The following is a 19,431-nucleotide window of genomic DNA, read 5'->3' as shown; positions in this document are numbered from 1 at the left end:
CCTCGTAACGTTCCCGGCGTGACCTTGCCGAACGGACGTATCGAGGTCCATGGGCATCGAGGCGCACGCGGGTTGCGGCCGGAGAACACGCTTCCGGGTTTCGCACACGCTCTCGAGCTCGGCGTGGACGTCATCGAGCTGGACGTGGGGCTGACCGCCGACGGGGTGGTGGTCGTCAACCACGATCAGTCGCTGTCTCCGGTCACCACCGCCGACACCGCGCCGGTCGTCCCCGGCGACCCGCTGTTCCCCTATGTGGGCCGCGAGCTGCGCGACCTGACACTCGCCCAGATCAAGACGGTGGACGCGGGCGTGCGCCGGCTGGGTCCGGGGCAGGACTGCGACCCGTTCCTCCTCACCCAGCTGCCCCTGCCGGGCACCCGGCTGCCCACCCTGGCCGAGGTGTGCGACCTGCTGCAGGGGCTGGAGGAGGTGGACCCGGCCGTCGAGCTGAAGACCGACCCCGGCTGGCCCGACGACGAGGTCCGCCGGTTCGTGCTCGCCGTCGCCGAGGTCCTGGATTCTTTCGGCCTGCTGTCACGGGCCCGGCTGCTGGCCTTCGACTGGCGGGTGCTGGCCGAGGCCCGCATTCACGTGCCGCAGGCCGCCCGGGTCGCCCTGGTGGAGCGCAAGACACTGGCCGACGGCACCGCCTGGCTGGCCGGCCTGTCCGCCGCCGACCCCGCCGCGGCCGCCGCGGACGCCGGCGCCAACGTGCTGTCGCCCGAACACGACCTGGTGACCTCCCGGCTGGTGCACGACGCCCACGGCAGGGGGCTGCGGGTGTCGGTCTGGACGGTCAACGACCCGGTCGATATGGCACGTTTCATCGAATACGGCGTCGACGCCATCGTCACCGACTACCCCGACCGGCTCCACCAGGTGCTGGCCACCTACGACATCCCCCGGCCGCAGCCGCGCACGCCCGTCCGGCTGCCCTGACGCGCCCGGCCCGCCGCGGACGCACCGCTCCCCGGGAGGGGATGCGCCGGGCCGGGGCCCTACAGCCAGCCGTTGCGGCGGAAGCCGCGGTAGAGGGTCAGGCACATGACGGCGATGACGGCCAGCACCGCCATATAGCCCCACTCGGTGTGCAGGGCGGGCATGTTGTCGAAGTTCATGCCGTAGATGCCGGTGACGGCGGTGGGGAGCATGAGGATGGCGCCCCAGGCGGAGATGCGGCGCATGTCCCGGTTGTCGGCGACCGTCACCTGCGTCATGTGCGCGTGCAGGATCGGGTTGAGCAGCTCGTCGTAGGACTCCACCTGCTCGCGGACGCGGGTGAGGTGGTCTTCGACGTCGCGCAGGTACTCCTTGATCTCCGGCGGGACGAAACGCCGCCCGGCCAGCGAGCGCAGCGGCCCGGCCAGCGGGCCGACCGCCCGCTTGAGCTGGATGACCTCGCGCTTGAGCCGGTAGATGCGGCGGGCCTCGTCGCTGCGCTCGGGGGAGAAGACCGCCTCCTCCACCCGGTCGATGTCGTCGGCGACGGCCTCGGCCACCGACATGTAGGCGTCCACCACATGGTCGGCGATGGCGTGCAGCACGGCGGTGGGGCCCAGCGCCAGCCGGGCCGGGTCGGCCTCCAGGCGCCTGCGGACCGCGTCCAGATCGCCGTGCGGGCCGTGCCGGACGGTGACCACGAAGTCGTGGCCACAGAAGATCATGATCTCCCCGGTCTCGACCAGGTCGCCGTCGTCGCCGCCGCGCTCGGCGTACCCGACCGTCTTCATGACCAGGAACTGGACGTCGTCGTAGCGTTCGAGCTTGGGCCGCTGGTGGGCGTGCACGGCGTCCTCCACCGCCAGCGGGTGCAGCCCGAAGACCGGTGCCAGCCGCTCCAGCTCGGCGGCGTCCGGCTCGTGCAGCCCCACCCACACAAAGCCCATGCCGCCGTCGTTGTCGGTCAGCTCCCCGTCGCGGACCAGCCGTACCGCATCGGCGACGGTCTCGGTGTCGACGCGCTGCCCGTCGATGTAGGCGGCCCAGTCGGTGACGGCCGAGCTGCGGGGCGGGGGAACGGCAGGGGCCGCCGAGCCGCGCAGCGGGCGGGCCAGCGGCCGGAAAAGCGCCATGGTCGCCCTGCGTGGACGAACGCGGGTCATTGCCATCGGGGTTCCCTTCCCGCCGGCCGCGAGCACGCAATGGCGCGCTCGACCAACGCCGTGTCAGCGAAGGGAGCGCACGCGTGCCACGACCGGACGCCGGATAGAGGCGGACGGATGAACAGTCACGTTCGGACTGTGCGGGACCTCTGCTGCCGTACTGCAAGGATCACCAGAACTCATCACGACCACCCCCCTTCGTTCCTCGGCGTCAGGGCACAACCTGCAAAAGGGTACCAACCGACAATGAAGACGCCCCAGCCGCGCGGCAAGGTTCACCCACGGGGCTGTGGCGTCCCTCTCAACCCCAGTCATACACGATCAAGTGCCGCGGGACCGGCGCTTTCGGTGCTTTTGTCGCCGCGGTCACCGTCACCGCCCGCCCGTGCGGCCCGATAGGGTCAGGTGACGTGCGTATCCTCGTCCTCGGCTCCGGCGGCCGCGAGCACGCCATCACTCGCGCCCTGCACCGTGACCCCGCCGTCACCGACCTGCACGCGGCCCCCGGCAACCCCGGAACCCTGCAGATCGCCGAAAACCACGCCCTCGACCCCACCGACGTGGCCGCGGTGACCGAACTGGCCGGCCGGCTGCGCCCGGACCTGGTGGTGGTCGGCCCGGAGGCCCCGCTGATCGCCGGGGTGGGCGACGCGCTGCGCCGGGCGGGCATCGCGGTGTTCGGCCCCGATGCGGCCGCCGCCCGCATCGAGGGCTCCAAGGCGTTCGCCAAGGAGGTGATGCGCGCCGCCGGCGTGCCCACCGCCGACTCCCGGGTGTGTCAAACCCCCGAGGAGGTCGCCGCGGCGCTGGAGCTGTTCGGCCCCCCATACGTGGTCAAGGACGACGGCCTGGCCGCCGGCAAGGGCGTCGTGGTCACCGAGGACCGCGAGCAGGCCGCCCGGCACGCCGCCGCCTGTGGCCGGGTGGTCATCGAGGAGTTCCTGGACGGCCCGGAGGTCTCGCTGTTCGCCCTCAGCGACGGCACCAACGCCGTGCCGCTGCTGCCCGCCCAGGACTTCAAACGCGCCCACGACGGCGACCAGGGCCCCAACACCGGCGGCATGGGCGCCTACGCCCCGCTGCCCTGGGCGCCGCCCGGCCTGGTGGACGAGGTGATGACCACCATCGTCCAGCCCACCGTCGACGAGCTGCGCCGCCGCGGCACCCCCTACGCGGGCCTGCTGTACGCCGGGCTGGCCCTGACCTCCAAGGGCGTGCGCGTGGTGGAGTTCAACGCCCGCTTCGGCGACCCGGAGACCCAGGTGGTGCTGGACCGCCTGGAAACCCCGCCAGCCGGGCTGCTGCACGCCTGCGCCACCGGCGCGTTGGACCCCAAGACCGCCCTGCAGTGGCGCCCCGGCGCCGCGGTCACCGTGGTGATCGCCGCCGAGAACTACCCGGCCTCCCCCGTCAAGGGCGACGTGATCACCGGCCTGGAGGAGGCCGCCGCCGTCCCCGGCGCGTACGTGCTGCACGCCGGCACCCGCCTGACCGACGAGGGCACCCTGGTCACCGCCGGCGGCCGGGTCCTCAACGTGGTCGGCACCGGCCCCGACCTGACCGCCGCCCGCACCACCGCCTACCAGGCCGTCTCCAAGATCACCATCCGCGGCTCCCACCACCGCACCGACATCGCCCTCAAGGCCTCCCAGGCCTGACCCGGCTCGCAGGCCGCCGTGACCGCGCGGCCGCAAAGCCATGACCAGGTCGGCCATAGACTCAAGTCGTGATCGAGCGGTACACCCTTCCGGAGATGGGGCGCGTCTGGAGCGACGCGCACAAGTACGAGCTGTGGTGCCGGGTGGAGACCCTGGTGGTGGAGGCGCACGCCCAGGCGGGGACGATCCCGGCCGAGGTGGTGGAGCCGATCCGCAAGGCGCCGCCGCCCACCCCGGAGCGGGTGCGTGAGATCGAGGCGGTCACCCAGCACGATGTGATCGCGTTCTTGACGGCGTGGGCGGACAACACCGAGCCGCGGGAGGCCGCCGCCTACGTCCACTTCGGCATGACCTCCTCGGACCTGCTGGACACCGCGCTGGCGGTGCAGCTGGTGGAGGCCACCGACATCCTGCTGGAGAAGGCGGACCGGCTGGTGGCGGTGCTGCGCGACCACGCCCTGGAGCACCGCAACACCCTGCGGGTGGGCCGCACCCACGGCATTCACGGCGAGCCGGACGTGTGGGGGCACCGGGTGGCCGACTTCGCGTTCGCGATGGCCCGCTCCCGGGACCGGCTGCGGCGGGCCCGCGAGGCGGTGGGCGTGATGGCGATCTCCGGCGCGGTCGGCACCTACTCCAACATCGACCCGGCCGTGGAGCGCTATGTGGCCGAGCGGCTGGGCCTCAAGCCCGCCGACGTGTCCACCCAGGTGGTGATGCGGGACGGCATCAGCGAGTGGATCTCGGCGCTGGCGATCATGGCGACGGTGTGCGAGGCGATCGCGCTGGAGGTGCGGCACGGGCAGCGCACCGAGGTCCGCGAGCTGTGGGAGCCGTTCGGCAAGGGCCAAAAGGGCTCCTCGGCGATGCCGCACAAGAAGAACCCGATCATGTCCGAGCGGCTGGCGGGCCTGGCGCGGATCGTGCGGGCGCAGATCGTGCCGGTGCTGGAGGGCATCCCGCTGTGGCACGAGCGGGACATCTCCCACTCCTCCACCGAGCGGATCGCGCTGCCGGACGCCTCGATCGCGCTGGACTACATGCTGAACCTGACCATCAAGCTGATGTCGGGCCTGGTGGTGGACGCCGAGCGGATGCGGGCCAACCTGGAGTCCACCGGCGGGCTGATCTACACCTCCACGGTGCTGCTGGAGCTGGTGGAGATGGGCATGTCCCGCGACGACGAGGCCTACCCGCTGGTCCAGAAGGCCGCGATGGAGACCTGGGAGACCGGCACCCCGTTCCGCGAGACGCTGCGCAAGCACGCCGCCGCGGCGGGGCTGACGCTGGATGAGGCGCGGCTGGACGAGGTGTGCCGGCCGGAGCGGTTCGTCGAGCGGCTCGGCCCGGTCTTCGACCGCCTGGCCGCCCTCTCCTGACCCCCAGCGCGCAGAAAGCAGGCCAGATGCCCGTGCCGACGCCCCCTCGTGACCGTCCGGCTTGACGCCGTCCGCAGCCAGGAGCCCGTATGACCGCCGTGTTGACCGGCCTGACCGTGTACCCGCTCAAGGGAGGTGGCGGGACGCCCCTGACCACCGCCGAGCTGGTGCCCACGGGGTTGCGGCACGACCGCGAGTTCATGCTCGTCACCCCCGAGGGACGGTTCCTGTCGCAGCGGGACCTGGCCCGCATGGCGCTGCTGCGGCCGTCCTACGACGGGGAGGTCCTGACGGTGAAGGTCGCCGACCCGTCCCTGGCCGACGCCCCGCTGGTCCACAAGGCGACCGACGCGGGGCCGGTGCGCGAGGTGTACGTGCACCGCTCCCAGTGCCTGGGCATCGACCAGGGCGATGAGGCGGCCGGCTGGTTCTCGGCGCTGCTGGGGACCGACTGCCGGCTGGTCCGCTTCACCGGCCACCGGGCGACGCGCCGGGCCGACGGCCGGGTGGCGTTCGCCGACGCCTACCCGCTGCTGCTGATCTCGCAGGAGTCGCTGGAGGACCTGAACGGGCGGCTGGAGCGGCCGGTGCCGATGAACCGGTTCCGGCCCAATCTGGTGGTGCGCGGGCTCGGGGCGTTCGGCGAGGACCGGGTGCGGCTGCTGCGCATCGGCGAGACGGTGATCGAGCTGGTCAAGGCGTGCGCGCGGTGCGTGGTCATCACCACCGACCAGGAGACCGGGGAGCGGGGCCGCGAGCCGCTGCGCACGCTGGGCTCCTACCGGGCCATCGGCCGCGGCATCCGGTTCGGGCAGAACGGGGTGCCCCGCACCGTGGGCACCCTCCGGGTCGGTGACGCGGTGGAGGTCCTGGAACGGCGGCCGGCTTGAGGGCGCACCCGGCCGACGGCATCCGGCGCCCACCATGGCGAGCTTTGAGGACACGGTGAAGGCGGCATGAAGCATCTGCACAGCGGCAAGGTCCGCGACCTGTATGAGCTGCCGGGCGGGGAACTGCTCATGGTGGCCCGGGACACCATCTCCGCCTACGACTTCGTCCTGGAGCCCGTCATCCCGGACAAGGGGAAGATCCTCACTCAGCTGTCGCTGTGGTGGTTCGAGCAGCTGGCGGACGTGGTGCCCAACCATGTGATCTCCACCGAGCTGCCGGACGGCGCCCCGGCCGAGTGGGCGGGCCGGGCGGTGGTGGTGCGCCGGCTGGAGATGGTGCCGGTGGAGTGCGTGGCCCGCGGCTATCTGACCGGCTCGGGGCTGAAGGAATATCGGCGCAGCGGCTCGGTGTGCGGGGTGCCGCTGCCGGAGGGGCTGGTGGACGGTTCCAAACTGCCCGAGCCGATCTTCACCCCGACCACCAAGGCGGCGCTGGGGGCGCACGATGAGCCCATGACGTTCGCCGAGGTGGTGAGCGCGGTCGGGGCCGAGGTGGCCGAGCGGCTGCGCGAGGTGACCGTGGAGATCTACCGGCGGGGCGCGCGGCTGGCCGCCGAGCGCGGGATCATCGTGGCCGACACCAAGATCGAGCTGGGCTGGTCGCCGGAGGGCGAGCTGGTGCTGGCCGACGAGGTGCTGACCCCCGACTCCTCCCGGTTCTGGCCGGCCGACCGGTGGGCGCCGGGAGGCCCGCAGCCGTCGTTCGACAAGCAGTTCGTGCGCGACTGGCTGACCTCGGCGGAGGCCGGCTGGGACCGGGCCTCGGGGGATCCGCCCCCGCCGCTGCCGCCGCACATCGTCGAACGCACCCGGGCCAAGTACATCGAGGCCTACGAACGGCTGACCGGGCGGGCCTTCGGCTGAGCCCGCGGCGGCGGCCCGGCGTGTCTTGACGGGAACCGCCTCTTGGCAGGAACTTCGCAGGGAACGGAGCTTTCGGCGGTGAGAAGCCCTCCGACGCCGGTCTCGGTACCGGTCCCATCCGCGCATCCGGGCCACGGCCGCCCGCCGCGTGGCCGCACGGGCCACGGGAGGGTGACGGATTCACTGAATCCCACCGGCCGAACAGCGGTAGCTTGGGTGGATCGGTTTACCTGAGACCTGGTTTGCACACCTGCGACATGGGTCACATTCGGAACGCCGGAGGGTACGAACCTTCCGAAACGTTCCGCGATCTAAACAGCTGAAGGACGGCCCTCCAAAAGGGGGGCGCAACGGGCATCCGGACCGTCCGCACGGTGGTTTACTACAAGAGCGCACAGGCGGCGGCGTGCCTGGCACTCGTGACCCGCCGTGGACGAGCGGGTGGCCGGTAACCCAACACCCGCATCCCATAAGGAGCTAGGCGCAATGAGCATGGGCCACGAGGTTCGGTACCGTGTGCGAGGCGGCCGCAAGCTGCAGGGCACCGTCTTCATCCAGGGCGCGAAGAACGCCGTGCTGCCGATGATCGGCGCGGCCCTGATGGCCACCAAGGGCCGCACGGTGCTGCGGAACGTTCCGATCATCGAGGACGTGCGCCGCGCGGTGGAACTGGCCCAGGCCGTGGGCGCCAAGGCAGAGCTGCACGAGGCCGAGCGCACCCTGGTGATCGACGCCTCCACGCTGAGCAGCCCGGTGCTGCCCGCCGAGATCGCCTCTCGGTTCCGCGGCTCGTTCCTGTTCGTCCCGGCGCTGCTGCACCGGCTGGGCGAGGCCGTGATCGAGGGCGTCGGCGGCTGCAACCTGGGCAGCCGGAACCTGGACTTCCACTACAACGGCTTCAAGCGGATGGGGGCCACCGTCACCGAGCAGGTGGACGGCGACGGCAACGGCGTGATCTACATCAAGGCCGGTGACCTGCGCGGCGCCACCCTGTACTGCGACACCCCCTCCCACACCGGCACCGAGAACCTGGTGATGGCCGGGGCGCTGGCCAAGGGCACCACGCTGATCAAAAACTGCGCCCTGGAGCCGGAGGTGCTGGACAACATCGAGTTCCTGCAGCGGATGGGGGCGCGGATCTCCGGCGGCGGCACCGGGTTCATCACCGTGGAGGGCGTGGAGGAGCTGGCCGCCGTCGAGCACACGGTGATGCCCGACCGCATCGACGCCGGGGTGTTCATCATGGCCGCGGCCATCACCGGCAGCGAGCTCAGCCTGGTCGGGGCGTCCCTGGAGCATTTGGGGGTGGCCGCCGACAAGCTGGAGCAGATGGGGGTGGAGTTCCACCAGGAGGGCGCGGTGCTGCAGGTGCGCCGGGAGCGGCCGCTGCGCCCGATCAACGTGATCACCGACGAGTACCCCGGTTTCGCCACCGACCTGCAGTCGCCGATCATGGCGGTGTCCTGCCTGGCCGACGGCCCCAGCTACATCTATGAGCGGATCTTCGACGGCCGTTTCAAGCTGGCCGGGGAGCTGACCAAGATGGGCGCCAACATCGAGGTGAACGGCAACCGCGCCAAGGTGTTCGGTCCCACCCCGCTGCACGGCGCCGAGGTGGTGGCGCACGACCTGCGCACCGGCAGCGCGCTGGTGCTGGCCGGGCTGAGCGCCGAGGGCGAGACCGTCATCACCCAGGCCTACTACCTGGACCGCGGTCACGCCCATGTGGCCGAGCGGCTGTCGCAGGTCGGCGCCGACATCGTCCGCGAAGTGCTCTGAAGGCGTCCGGGGCCGCCGGCCCCGGACGCCGCCGGCGGGGCATGATGGTCCCGCAGTCTCGGCGCCCGGCCGGGCCGGGCGCCGCTTCGGACGGGCGGCTGTGCCGTCCCGGTCCGGCTTCCGAAGGTTTCCCGCTCAAGCGGTGGTTTCGGGCGACCGCAAAAAGTGACCCCTCGGTCATCAACAGGCGCCGAGCGCGGTCACCGCCTCAACGGTTCCGACATTTCGGGCACTCGACAACAATCTAGACAGCCTTCCCGAAACCTGACCAGAACGTTGACAAAGCCCTGACAGCCCCTCTCCGGACCTCCCGTCGCGATCAGCCCTCAGGGCAGGGATCTTTCCGGACAGCGAAACTTGACCGCCGAACTTCGGACATCCGAAGATACCGGATTGTGTCTGTCCGTATGGTAACAAGTTACTGACCAAGGGGTCCCATAGGTTACTTTTTCGCCGCACTCTTGATTCGATTTCGCGTCTGGGCGTCACACTTCGTCGCCCTGACCCGATCTGCCCAATGAGGAATGAATCGCGGGAACTGCGGTGCTGGGTCAGAAGGCAGGGGCGGCAAGCCATGAGTCAACGGTTGGGCGGAGCATGCGCGAACGCGCACGACCGCAAGGGGCCACCACCCCACGGGGGAGGTCGCCTATGAGCGCGTCGAGATCGACCGGTTCGACACCGGACTTGACCATCGGTGTGGTCGGCCCGCATGACTTGGTGGAACGCGTCATGCTCATGGGCAACCACAGCTCCACGCCGATCCCCAGCAGGCTGGTCGCCGCGGCCTACCGGGACGAGCAGGAGGCCGCCGACAAGGTCCTGCGGCTGGGGTCGGCCGTGGACGTGTGCCTGTTCGCCAGTCCGGTGCCCTACGACTTCGCGCGCAAGGCCGGGGTGCTGACCATGCCGGCCACCTACGTGCCGCTGAACGGGGCGGCGCTGCAGGGCGCGCTGCTGCAGGCGGCCCTGGACGACCGCTACGACCCCGCCAAGGTCAGCATCGACGTGCTCACCCGTTCCGACGTCGAGGAGGCCTATAGCGAGATCAACCTGGGCATAGAGAACGTCCACCTGCGCGAGGAGGCCGCCGGCCCCGGCACGCTGGCCGCCTTCCACGAGCGGCTGTGGCGGCGCGGCATCACCACCGTGGCGATGACCTGCGTGCACGCCACCGCCGAGCGGATGGAGATGGCGGGCGTGCCGACGATCCGGGTGCGCCCCACGGGCGCGGCGATCCGCAGCTCCCTGCAGACCGCCGCGCTGCTGGGCGCCCACCACCGGCTGGAGGAGTCCCAGCTGGTGGTGATCGTGGTGGACGTCCCCACGCTGCGCGAGACGCCGCGGCGGGTCACCCCGCGCTACTGGCGGGAGGAGCTGAAGCTGGCGTTGCACCGCACCCTGGTGCAGGAGGCGCACCGGATGAACGCCTCGGTCTGGCCGGTGGACGACCACAGCTACCTGGTCACCGCCACCCGGGGCTCGGTCTCCGCCGTCACCGAGGGCTTCCGCACTCCCCCGTTCGTGGACCGGGTCCGCGAGGAGCTCGGGGTGGCCATCGAGGTCGGCATCGGCATGGGCCGCACCGCGCACGAGGCCGAGACCCACGCCCGTGCGGCACTGGCCCGCTCGCAGACCTCCCAGCGGGCCCAGGGCTTCGCCCTCGACCGCGACGGCCGGGCCCTGGTCCCCGCGCCGCGCACCCCGCCGCGCACGCAGCCGCAGCCCAAGCCGAAGGGGCTGGAGATCCTCGCCCGCCTGGCCGACAAGATCGACGCCGAGAACGGCGGGCGCAACGGCGACAGCCAGCCCCTCATCGTGGACGCCGAGAACGCCGGCCGGATGCTGGGGGTCACCCCCCGCACCGCCCGCCGGCTGCTGCGCACCCTGGTGGAGGAGGGCCTGGCCTGGCCGCTGCCTCCCAACCGGACCCCGCAGCCGGGCCGTCCCCGCCAGCTCTACCGGCTGATCGTGGAGAAACTCGGCCCCAAGGCCACCACCTGACGGCCCGTCCACCGGCCGATCGCCGTCCGGGGACCCCGCCCCCGGTCGGCTTCGTCCTTTCTAGGGCCGTTCAAACGGTTTCCGCCTCCTGCGGCAGGCAGAGCCCGCCGATAGAGCGAGTTCGTTCGCTTCACCCCCGGCTCGCCGAATACGCAGGCGATCGCACCAGACGTCCCGCCTGCAACCCGCACCCCAAGCTTCGCCTCCGCGACCATCAGCCCGATCGGCTACGTTGATGGCGGTCCGCCTGCTTCATGCGGGCACGGGCCGCGGATCGCACAGGAAGCCGATCATGTCGTGACAACCAGAGAGACGGGCGGAACGTCTGACCTATAGCGGTCGCCTCCGAAAAACGGACGCAAAGTAGCGGCGATACGGTCAAGCGCACCGTACCGTCTCTGTCGTGCCACTGCCCGACGCGACGGTGGCCCCGAGGAACGGGACGGTCGAAGCTGCTCGGAGCGAAGGGTGTGATGTGAGCGGAGAATGGGCGGTTGCGGGGTATCGCCATATCCGTGAGCTCGGAGAGGGCAGCGTCGGACGGGTGATGCTCGCCGTCCGCAAGTCCACCGGCACCCCCGTCGCGATCAGGTACCTGCCGCCGCAGCCGCCCGGCCGGCAGGCGTTCCACGACGAGGCACGGCTGATCGCCGGGCTGGATGATCCGGGGCTGGTCCGGCTGCACGAGTACGTCACGTCCCCGCACGGCACCGCGCTGATCAGCGAGCTGGTCGACGGGATCAGCCTGGAGCGGATCATCAAGGCCGAGGGGCGCCTGGCGCCGGAGGCGTCCCTGCTGGTGTGCAAGGCGGTCCTGCTGGCGCTGGCCGCCGCGCACCGCAGCGGGCTGACCCACGGGTCCGTCAGCCCCGGGAACGTCCTGGTGGACGACGAAGGCACCTGCAAACTGGCCGGGCTGGGCGTCATCGCCGGCGGCGGCACGGCGGCCTCGGCGGGGGCGGAGCGCTACCGGGCGCCCGAGCTGGCCGCCGGCGGCCCGGTGACGACCGCCGCCGACCTGTACTCGGCCACCGCGATCCTCTATGAGTGTCTGACCGGGGAGCCGCCGGTCTTCACCGGCGGACGGTGCGCCGGCCCGATCGGGCCGCAGCTCCCCCAGCCCCTCGTCTCCCTGGTCACCACCGGACTGGCCGCCGACCCCAACGAGCGTCCCGTCACCGCACCGGTCTTCGTGAGCCGCCTGGAATCCGTCGCGCTGGCCGCCTACGGGCCCGCCTGGGAGCAACGCGGACGGGAGCAGCTCAGTGAGCGGGCGTCGGTGCTGAAGCTGCTGTTCCCGCTGTCGCGCAAACTGGTCAGCGACGAGCAGGCCCGGGCCATGCTCAACGGGCGCCGCCGGCGCTCCCGCGGCAGGTTGCTGATCGCACTGGCCGCCGCCCTGCTGCTGGTGGTCGGCACGGGCGCGGTGGTCTACGCCTCCGGCAAGAACGCCCGGGGCACCGGTGAGGCGCTGCCCGGCGTCTCCGAGACGGGACCGGCGCCTCCCGTGGAGTCTTCTGCACTGCCCGGCTTCGACGCCGGCGAAAGCCCGGCCGTCAAGGGCGGCCGCTCCGCCACCGGCGGGGCGGCGAGCATCGGCATCGACCGGCCGAGCGCCGGCGCCCCCACCGGCAGCAGCCCATCCAGCGGCCCGGCCGTTCCGCCCGGCAGGCCGTCGAGCCCGCCGAGCCCCCCGCCCACGCCGAGCCCGTCCCCGTCCGCTTCCTTCGAGGCCACCGCCGTGGAGATCGTCGGGCTCTCCTTGGACGAGACGGGCACCACCGCCACCGCGCAGGTGAAGGTCACCGCCTCCGGTGCTGGCACGGTCACCCTCACCGTCCAGTTCTACGCCGATGACGTCGCCCATGGCGCTCCCGAGACCGTGACCGTGACGGTGCCGGCCACTGGGAGCACCACTGTGGAGGTCACGCACTCCTACGACGCGTGCCCCGCTGTTTACGCGGGCCAGGCCAGTGCGTCCCCCGGCAGTGCCCCCTCCCACCGCCTGGCGGCCGAAGGGGAGTGCGCCTAACGGGCGCAAGCTCAGCGGTTGCGGTGCGGGTAGGCGGCGGCCACGGCCAGGAACGCGTCGTTCTCCTCGGGCAAGCCGATGGAGACCCGCGCGCCCTCCCCGGCGAAGGGACGCACGCTGACGCCCTGGGCCTCGCAGGCGGCCGCGAAGTCCAAGGTCCGCTCGCCCAGGCGGAGCCAGACGAAGTTGGCCTCGGTGGGGGGCACCGACCAGCCCTGGTCGCGCAGGGCGCTGACGACCCGGTGGCGTTCCTTGACGGTGCCCTCCACCCGTTCCAGCAGCTCGTCCTCGGCGGCCAGGGAGGCGATGGCGGCGGCCTGGGCCAGGGAGTTGACGCTGAAGGGCAGCATGGTCTTGCGGACCGCGCCGGCCACCACCGGGTGCGCCACCAGGAAGCCCACGCGCAGCCCGGCCAGCCCGTAGGCCTTGGAGAAGGTGCGCAGCACGGCCAGGTTGGGGCGGTCGCCGTACAGGGTGAGGCCGTCGGGGACCTGCTCGTCGCGGATGTACTCGCGGTAGGCCTCATCCAGGACGACCAGGCAGTCGGCGGGCACCCGGTCCAGGAAGGACTCCAGCTCGGCGCGGCGCACCGCCGTGCCGGTGGGGTTGTTGGGGTTGCACACGAAGATCAGGCGGGTCCGCTCGGTGATCGCCTCGGCCATCGCGGCCAGGTCGTGGGTCTCCTCCCGCAGCGGCACCTGCACCGCCTGCGCCCCCGACAGCGCCACCAGCACCGGGTAGGCCTCGAACGACCGCCAGGCGTACAGCACTTCGGCGCCGGGCTCGGCCACCGCCTCCAGCAGCATCTGGGTGACGCCCACCGAGCCGCAGCCCACCGCGATGTGGTCGGCGGGCACCGCAAAGCGCTCGGAGATCGCCTCGATCAGCGCGGTGGCGTTGTTGTCGGGGTAGCGGTTCACCCGCCGCGCCGCCTCACCGATCGCCTCCAGCACCGACGGCAGCGGCCCGAACGGGGACTCGTTCGACGACAGCTTGTAGGACCGGCCGTCCGGGGAGACCGCGGTCTTGCCGGGCTTGTAGGCGGCGAACCGGTCCAGCACGGAGCGGAAACGAGGAGTGGCGACCTCAGGCACCGTTGCCCTCCAAAGGTGACGGGTGACGTCCCAAGACTACGCCGCCGGCGGCGTCATGGACGCGGGCGCAGCATGGGCGGGCGCAGCTGCTCGGCGTCGCCCCGCCGGTACAGCTGGGCGGGACGGCCGCCGTCGCGGGTGGTGGTGCGGCCGGTGGGGATGAGGAACCGGTCGGCGCCGGTGACCTTGCGGTGGAAGTTGCGCGGGTCCAGATGGGTGCCCCAGACGATCTCATAGACCCGGCGCAGCTCGGCCACGGTGAACTCCGGCGGGCAGAACGCGGCGGCCAGCGAGGTGTACTCCAGCTTGGCGCGGGCCCGTTCCACCCCGTCCCGCAGGATCCTGCGGTGGTCGAAGGCGGCGCGCTCGTTGTCGAGCTCGTCCACGCTCCGCCACAGCACCTGGGCGCGGGAGGAGGCCGGCAGGTCGGGCGCCAGTCCCAGGTAGGCGACGCTGACCACCCGCTGGCGGGGGTCGCGGTCGGGGTAGCCGTAGGTCGCCAGTTGTTCCAGGTGGATGCGGACGTCGGCCAGCCCCGCCCGTTCGGCCATCAGCCGGGCGGCGGCCACCGGCAGGTCCTCATCCAGCTGGATGAACCCGCCCGGCAGCGACCAGCATCCCTCATAAGGCGGCCGGTCACGCCGCCAGGTCAGTGCGCACAGCCGCTGTTCACGGACGGTCAGCACCACGAGGTCCACGGAGACTGCCAGCCGGGGGACGGTCATGCTTGAACGTTATCGGCCCCGGCGGGTCCCCTGGTCCCATCGCTCCTTTTCACCGAACCTTTTCCGGCCGCAGCCGGGGAGAACGGCGTGGCGCCGGGGCGTCCTCCCGGCGCCACGCCGGCGGGCCGGTGCGCGGTGAGCGCTTGTCAGGGCAGGATGCGTTCGGCGTGGTCGTAGGTCTGGCGGGCCAGCTGCTCGGCCTCGGCGCGGGTGGCCGTCGGCCCGTACAGGGCGATCGTGGCCAGGTAGCCCCGGCCGCGCAGCACCACGTACCAGGTCTTGACCGCGGTCTCGTTGAGGGTGCTGGCCACCCCGACGATGCGCGAGCCCAGCCCGGTGTCGCCGGAGCCGGCCTCCACCACCTCGTGCTCGGCCCACTTGCCGTTGATCTTGGTGCGGAACTGCTTGCACTGCTCGGGCATCCGCACCTGCACATGCCGTTCGGCGGTGGAGTTGGGCACCGCCATCAAGGTGGTGGACACCGAGTGGCCGCCGCCCTTGGAGAAGATGGCGACGGCGGCCGGCACCGTGCGCAGCTCCTCGTCGAGGGCGACGGAGGCGCCGGTGACCTTGGCGCAGCGGGGTTTGTCGTAGGTGACCTGGCGCTGCAGTTGCAGGAAGTTGGCGATGCTCTTCAGCGAGGCGTACTCGCCGGCCTCCGGCTCGCCGGTGCGCCGGTATCCGGACAGTTCGGTGGGCAGCGCCTGGCGAAGCTGGTCGGAGGTGTAGCCGGTTCCCGCGGGGGCGGCGCGTTCGCTTTCCTGATCGGCGCCGGCCTTGCCGTCGCCGCTCTGGCCGCCGCACGCGGTGGCCAGGGCGGCGCAGGTGAGCACACTGAGGAAGAGGGCATTGACGCTACGTGACGAAGCCATGCCCGCGACCTTACTGATACCTCTGGCGAGACACGCCGGTGACGACGTTTTGGTGGCGGTCAGGAGACGTCGGCGTTCTCGTTGTAGACCCCGGCGTAGTCCTGGCCGGACAGCTTCTGGATGGTCTCGACGATCTCGTCGGTGATCACGCGCCGGGCCTTGGCCGGGGGCAGGTCGCGGTAGTGGGAGAAGTCCATCACCGGGCCGATCCGCACGATCGGGCGGGGGCGGCCGGGCCAGCAGATGCGCGGCAGGCGGCGCCCGATGGGCTGCAGGATCTCGGTGTTCTGCAGCCCGATCGGCAGCACCCGGGCGCCGGAGGCCAACACCAGCCAGCCGGTGCCGGTGCGGCCCCGGTACAGCCGGCCGTCCCGGGAGCGGGTGCCCTCGGGGTAGATCGCGAAGGCGCCGCCGTTCTCCAGCACCTTCAGGGCCTGCTCCAGCGCCCCCATGGCGGCCCGCCGGGCGCCCCGCTGGATCGGCATGTGCCCCAGCGTGGTCAGGAACCAGCGGATGAAGCGGCCTTTGAGCCCGGGCTGCTCGAAGTATTCGGCCTTGGCGATGTAGGTCACCGGCCTGGGGATCGACAGCGGGATGATGAAGCTGTCGATGAACGACAGGTGGTTGCTGGCGATGATCAGTGGCCCGTAGGCGGGGACGTTCTCCAGTCCTTCGACCTTTGGGCGAAATAGCAGGCGAAGGATCGGAGCCACTACGCGCGACATGAACGTGTAAAACACCCAGCCTCCCGAATTCCGCACCGCCACTGTAACGTGCCCGGCCAACCGGCCCCGAACCGCATCGCCGTTGTCGGCTCTGCACAGGTCAAAGGCCCGATGGGGGTGATTTCACACACATTGGCGGGCGCTCCGGGAACGCCGGGGGAAATCCTCTTCGGTACTGGACGGTAAGTCCAGTCCTCACCAATTCCTACTGGCCAGTAATCCCTACTGGCCGGTAAGAATTCCGCGCGCTCAGCCGCACCCTTCGAACTGCGGCACATACGGGTTGGTCCGCAGGCTGGTGCGGCCGAACCACTTGTCCAGCAACCTCCGGGCGGTGCCGTCCTGGTACATCTGGGTCAACGCGGTGTTGATCGCCTCACACCCGTCGATATCGCTCTTATGCAGCCCGATCCCGTACTTTTCGTCCGAGATCGGGGCATTGATGATCTTGACCCTGTCCCCGTACCGGGCGGCGAACCCGGCCAGGATCAGATCGTCGGTCGAGACCGCGTCCAGCTCGCCCGACAGCAGCCGGTTCACGCAGTCGCTGTAGGAGGAGGTCTCCACCAGCCGTGCCGGGACCTTGCGCTCCTCGGTCACCCGCCGCCAGGAGTTGGAGCCGGTGACCTTGCACAGCCTGCGGCCGCTCAGGTCGCGCACGTTCCTGACGGCGCCGTCGCCGGCCCGCACCAAGGTGTCCTGGTGGGCGACGTAGTACGGCCCGGCGAAGGTCACCTTGGTCTTGCGGCCGGCGGTGATCGAGTAGGTCGCCACGATCATGTCCACCCGCCGCTCCTGCAGGGCCTGCTCCCGGACGCTGGAGGGCGTCTCGACGAAGGTGATGTCCTCTTCGGCGAACCCCAGCCTGCCGGCCACGTACCTGGCCACGTCCACATCGAAGCCCTCGAACGTGCCGTCCGGCCGTTTGAGGCCCAGCCCGGGCTGGTCGGCCTTCACCCCGATCCGCAAGGTGGACTTGTCCAGGATCGAGCCGGCCCCGCCGGCGTCGCAGCCGGCGAGCGCGACGGCCGCCAGGACGGCCGATGCCGCGGCGGCCGCCCTACGGCCGGCGATGCGGGACGAACGCATGATCGCAAACCTCCGATGCGGCTTCAGCGGTACTCGGCCAGGCGGGGCCGGACGCCGAGGAGAACCAAGACGGCGATGACGGCGCACGCACCGGGCAGCGCCACATGCCAGCCCCGCAGCCTGCGGTCGCCGTCGGCGATGGCGCCGGTGAACGCGGTGCGGTGCTGCTCGGCCAGCCGCACCAGCGCCGCGTCGTAGCGTTCGAACGCGTCGGCCTGCAGATGCTGGGCGAGCGCCTCCGCCGGCCGGCCGGCGGCCACCAGCTCCCGCAGGCGCCGGTCGCCCTCCTGAAACGCGCGGTACCCGGTGAGCACCTCGGCCAAGGCCCGCGCCCGGGAGGTGCCGGGCTCGGCCCGCCGGGCCTGGTCGCCGAAAAAGCCCAGGAAGTCCACCTGCGCCCGGCCACCGGTCACAAAGCGCTCCACGGCCGGGCCCACCCCGGCGTGATAGTCGGTCAGGCTCTTGGTGCGCTCGGCGTCCAAGTACAAGATCGCCTGCGATTTGTCGAAGTAGACCTGCTCGTAGGTGTCGGCACGAGCGGGATCCAGCAGGTAGCGGCTCTCATCGGCGTAGGCGCTGTTGCTGATGGCCCGGGCCCGCGACAGCGCCAGCACCGAGTCGAACCCGTCCCGTTTGGCGCTCTGCAGCCGGCCGGCCAGCGAGTCCAGCAGCCCGGCCGCCGGCAGCGTCACCGCCAGCACCCCCAGCGTGGCCAGCACCAGCGCCGGGTTGAGCAGCCGCCGGAACCGCCGCGCCAGATACCACTGGAGGACCAGCAGCGCGGCCACCACCGCCAGCCCGGCCGCCAGCACCCCCACCCGGCCGGCCCGCACCGACCAGTGCTTGCTCTCGTAGGTTTTGCGGACGATCGAGCCGCTCTCCAACGTCAGGTTGTAGGCCTGCGGCAGCAGCTCCAGCTTCATCAGCTCGCCGGCCTGCCGGTACAGCTCCAGCACCCGCGGGGACGGCCGGCCCGCCGGGTGCGCGTACTGCGGCTCCTGGTCCAGTTGCATGGCCTGGCCGGCCAGCCGCTCATAGCGGCCCAGGCCGTCCAGCACGGCCTGCACCGTGCGCCGCTCGATGGGGTCGTCCCCGGCGAGCTGGGCGGCCTGCAGCAGCGCCCGGTTGGCCTCGCTGCGGCGCTGCTCATAGCGCTCCAGCGCGGCCGCCCGGCCGCGGCCGAGCCGGTGATCGCGGCCCAGCAGCAGCACGGTGGCGACCTGGGCGTCCATGTCGCTGAGCGCAAAGAACAGGTCGCCGGTGACCATCACCTGCGGCCCGGCGTCGTGCCCGATGACCTCCAGCCCGGTGCGGGCGTTGCCGATCGCCCAGCTCGCCGTGCCGAACAGCGCCGCCACCGCCACCAGCACCACCGCGGTCAGCGCGCGGATGCGGGCCGGGACGGTCCGCAGATGCAGCCGGCGCCGCGGCCGCGCCGGCGCCCCCGGGCGGCGGGTCGCGGCGGACGGATGGGGCGATGCCGGCCGCCGCACCGTGCTACTCACGCCTTCGTCATTCCTTCCGCAGGGTGATGGTGGTCCATGCGCCGACGTGGATGCGGTCGCCGTTCTTCAGCGGCACCTCGACGTTGCAGGCGATCGGCTCGGTCGATCCGTTGATGGTGGTGCCGTTGGTGGAGCCCGGGTCCACCAGCGCCCAGCCGCCGTCCGGGCGGGCCAGCAGCACCGCGTGGATGTGCGAGACCCCCGGGTCCGCCGGCGGGATGCTCAAATCGATCTCGGGGACGAAGCCGCGCGAGAGGCTGCGGCGGCCGATCCGCACCTGCGGGCCGACCAGCAGGTACCGCCGGTCCGGCGCATAGGGCGGAAAGGTCAGCGCGGCGGCGTCCGGTCCCATCTCGGCCACCACGGTCGCAAAGTACTCCCGGTCGGCCGACACCACCGCCGACCAGCCTCCGGAAACCGCCGGCCGGGCCGGCTGGGGCGGCGGGCCGCCGCCCCGGTTGCCGGTCTCGAAGTCGTATCCGCAGGTCTCGCAGAACCGCCCGCTGCGCGGCGTGCCGTCGACCGGGCACGGCTCCGGCGGCGGCTCGGCCGGCCCGGAGGCGGTGGACGCCGCACCGGCCATCAGCTCACCGCAGACGTCGCAGTAGTCCTCGGCGGCGGAGGAATGGCCGTTCGGGCAGTGCGGCATG

16 protein-coding genes are annotated in these 19,431 nt (G+C 71.7%); 8 read left to right on the top strand and 8 right to left on the bottom strand.

From position 1 onward, the window contains the following. Window positions 1-18: 18 nt before the first annotated feature. Window positions 19-942 carry a glycerophosphodiester phosphodiesterase gene (locus TCUR_RS00990; RefSeq protein ID WP_148232883.1) on the top strand — a complete coding sequence of 308 codons (924 nt, stop codon included), beginning with the start codon at window positions 19-21 and terminating at the stop codon, window positions 940-942. Between the two features lie 59 nt (window positions 943-1,001). On the opposite strand, the gene TCUR_RS00985 is transcribed toward TCUR_RS00990, so the two are convergent. Then, complete coding sequence (locus TCUR_RS00985; RefSeq protein ID WP_012850587.1) at window positions 1,002-2,075, bottom strand: magnesium and cobalt transport protein CorA; 1,074 nt, start codon at window positions 2,073-2,075, stop codon at window positions 1,002-1,004. A 440-nt stretch (window positions 2,076-2,515) separates the two neighbouring features. Here TCUR_RS00985 and purD point away from each other — a divergent pair, with 440 nt between their 5' ends. The 7 genes from purD to TCUR_RS00950 all read left to right on the top strand — a co-directional run bounded on the left by purD (window position 2,516) and on the right by TCUR_RS00950 (window position 12,771). After that, window positions 2,516-3,763, top strand: coding sequence for a phosphoribosylamine--glycine ligase (gene purD / locus TCUR_RS00980; protein WP_012850586.1), 1,248 nt, complete (start codon window positions 2,516-2,518; stop codon window positions 3,761-3,763). Between the two features lie 68 nt (window positions 3,764-3,831). Next, window positions 3,832-5,142, top strand: coding sequence for an adenylosuccinate lyase (gene purB / locus TCUR_RS00975; protein ID WP_012850585.1), 1,311 nt, complete (start codon window positions 3,832-3,834; stop codon window positions 5,140-5,142). A gap of 89 nt (window positions 5,143-5,231) precedes the next feature. Next, window positions 5,232-6,032: an MOSC domain-containing protein gene (locus TCUR_RS00970; protein WP_012850584.1), complete on the top strand. Its 801-nt coding sequence runs from the start codon at window positions 5,232-5,234 to the stop codon at window positions 6,030-6,032. Window positions 6,033-6,098: 66 nt separating this feature from the next. Further along, entirely contained in the window at window positions 6,099-6,956 is an 858-nt protein-coding gene (locus tag TCUR_RS00965; RefSeq protein WP_012850583.1) for a phosphoribosylaminoimidazolesuccinocarboxamide synthase, read from the top strand. 492 nt (window positions 6,957-7,448) lie between these two features. After that, window positions 7,449-8,735 (top strand): UDP-N-acetylglucosamine 1-carboxyvinyltransferase, encoded by a 1,287-nt coding sequence (gene murA / locus TCUR_RS00960; protein WP_041440490.1) that lies wholly within the window; start codon window positions 7,449-7,451, stop codon window positions 8,733-8,735. A gap of 732 nt (window positions 8,736-9,467) precedes the next feature. Next, entirely contained in the window at window positions 9,468-10,739 is a 1,272-nt protein-coding gene (locus TCUR_RS00955) for a transcriptional regulator (protein ID WP_174315338.1), read from the top strand. Window positions 10,740-11,142: 403 nt separating this feature from the next. Continuing rightward, a complete protein-coding gene (locus tag TCUR_RS00950; protein WP_342610166.1) occupies window positions 11,143-12,771 on the top strand; it encodes a protein kinase domain-containing protein in 1,629 nt (542 codons plus the stop codon). Window positions 12,772-12,782: 11 nt separating this feature from the next. On the opposite strand, the gene hisC is transcribed toward TCUR_RS00950, so the two are convergent. The 7 genes from hisC to TCUR_RS00915 all read right to left on the bottom strand — a co-directional run bounded on the left by hisC (window position 12,783) and on the right by TCUR_RS00915 (window position 19,430). After that, window positions 12,783-13,865, bottom strand: coding sequence for a histidinol-phosphate transaminase (gene hisC / locus TCUR_RS00945; RefSeq protein ID WP_012850579.1), 1,083 nt, complete (start codon window positions 13,863-13,865; stop codon window positions 12,783-12,785). A 53-nt stretch (window positions 13,866-13,918) separates the two neighbouring features. After that, window positions 13,919-14,590, bottom strand: coding sequence for an NUDIX hydrolase (locus TCUR_RS00940; RefSeq protein ID WP_012850578.1), 672 nt, complete (start codon window positions 14,588-14,590; stop codon window positions 13,919-13,921). A gap of 146 nt (window positions 14,591-14,736) precedes the next feature. Continuing rightward, on the bottom strand, window positions 14,737-15,462 hold the full coding sequence (locus tag TCUR_RS00935; RefSeq protein ID WP_012850577.1) for a hypothetical protein: 726 nt from the start codon (window positions 15,460-15,462) through the stop codon (window positions 14,737-14,739). 59 nt (window positions 15,463-15,521) lie between these two features. Next, window positions 15,522-16,202 carry a lysophospholipid acyltransferase family protein gene (locus tag TCUR_RS00930; RefSeq protein ID WP_012850576.1) on the bottom strand — a complete coding sequence of 227 codons (681 nt, stop codon included), beginning with the start codon at window positions 16,200-16,202 and terminating at the stop codon, window positions 15,522-15,524. 234 nt (window positions 16,203-16,436) lie between these two features. After that, on the bottom strand, window positions 16,437-17,276 hold the full coding sequence (locus tag TCUR_RS00925) for a glutamate ABC transporter substrate-binding protein (RefSeq protein ID WP_012850575.1): 840 nt from the start codon (window positions 17,274-17,276) through the stop codon (window positions 16,437-16,439). Window positions 17,277-17,299: 23 nt separating this feature from the next. Next, the gene (locus TCUR_RS00920) at window positions 17,300-18,781 is read right to left on the bottom strand and encodes a hypothetical protein (protein WP_041439146.1); all 1,482 of its coding nucleotides are present in this window, start codon (window positions 18,779-18,781) and stop codon (window positions 17,300-17,302) included. Between the two features lie 7 nt (window positions 18,782-18,788). Further along, window positions 18,789-19,430 carry an FHA domain-containing protein gene (locus TCUR_RS00915; RefSeq protein WP_012850573.1) on the bottom strand — a complete coding sequence of 214 codons (642 nt, stop codon included), beginning with the start codon at window positions 19,428-19,430 and terminating at the stop codon, window positions 18,789-18,791. Between the last annotated feature and the right edge of the window lies 1 nt (window position 19,431).

This window comes from Thermomonospora curvata DSM 43183 (assembly GCF_000024385.1).
Lineage (GTDB): Bacteria > Actinomycetota > Actinomycetes > Streptosporangiales > Streptosporangiaceae > Thermomonospora > Thermomonospora curvata.
The sequence above is the reverse complement of the archived record's forward strand: the minus strand, read 5'-3'. Positions and strand labels throughout refer to the sequence as shown.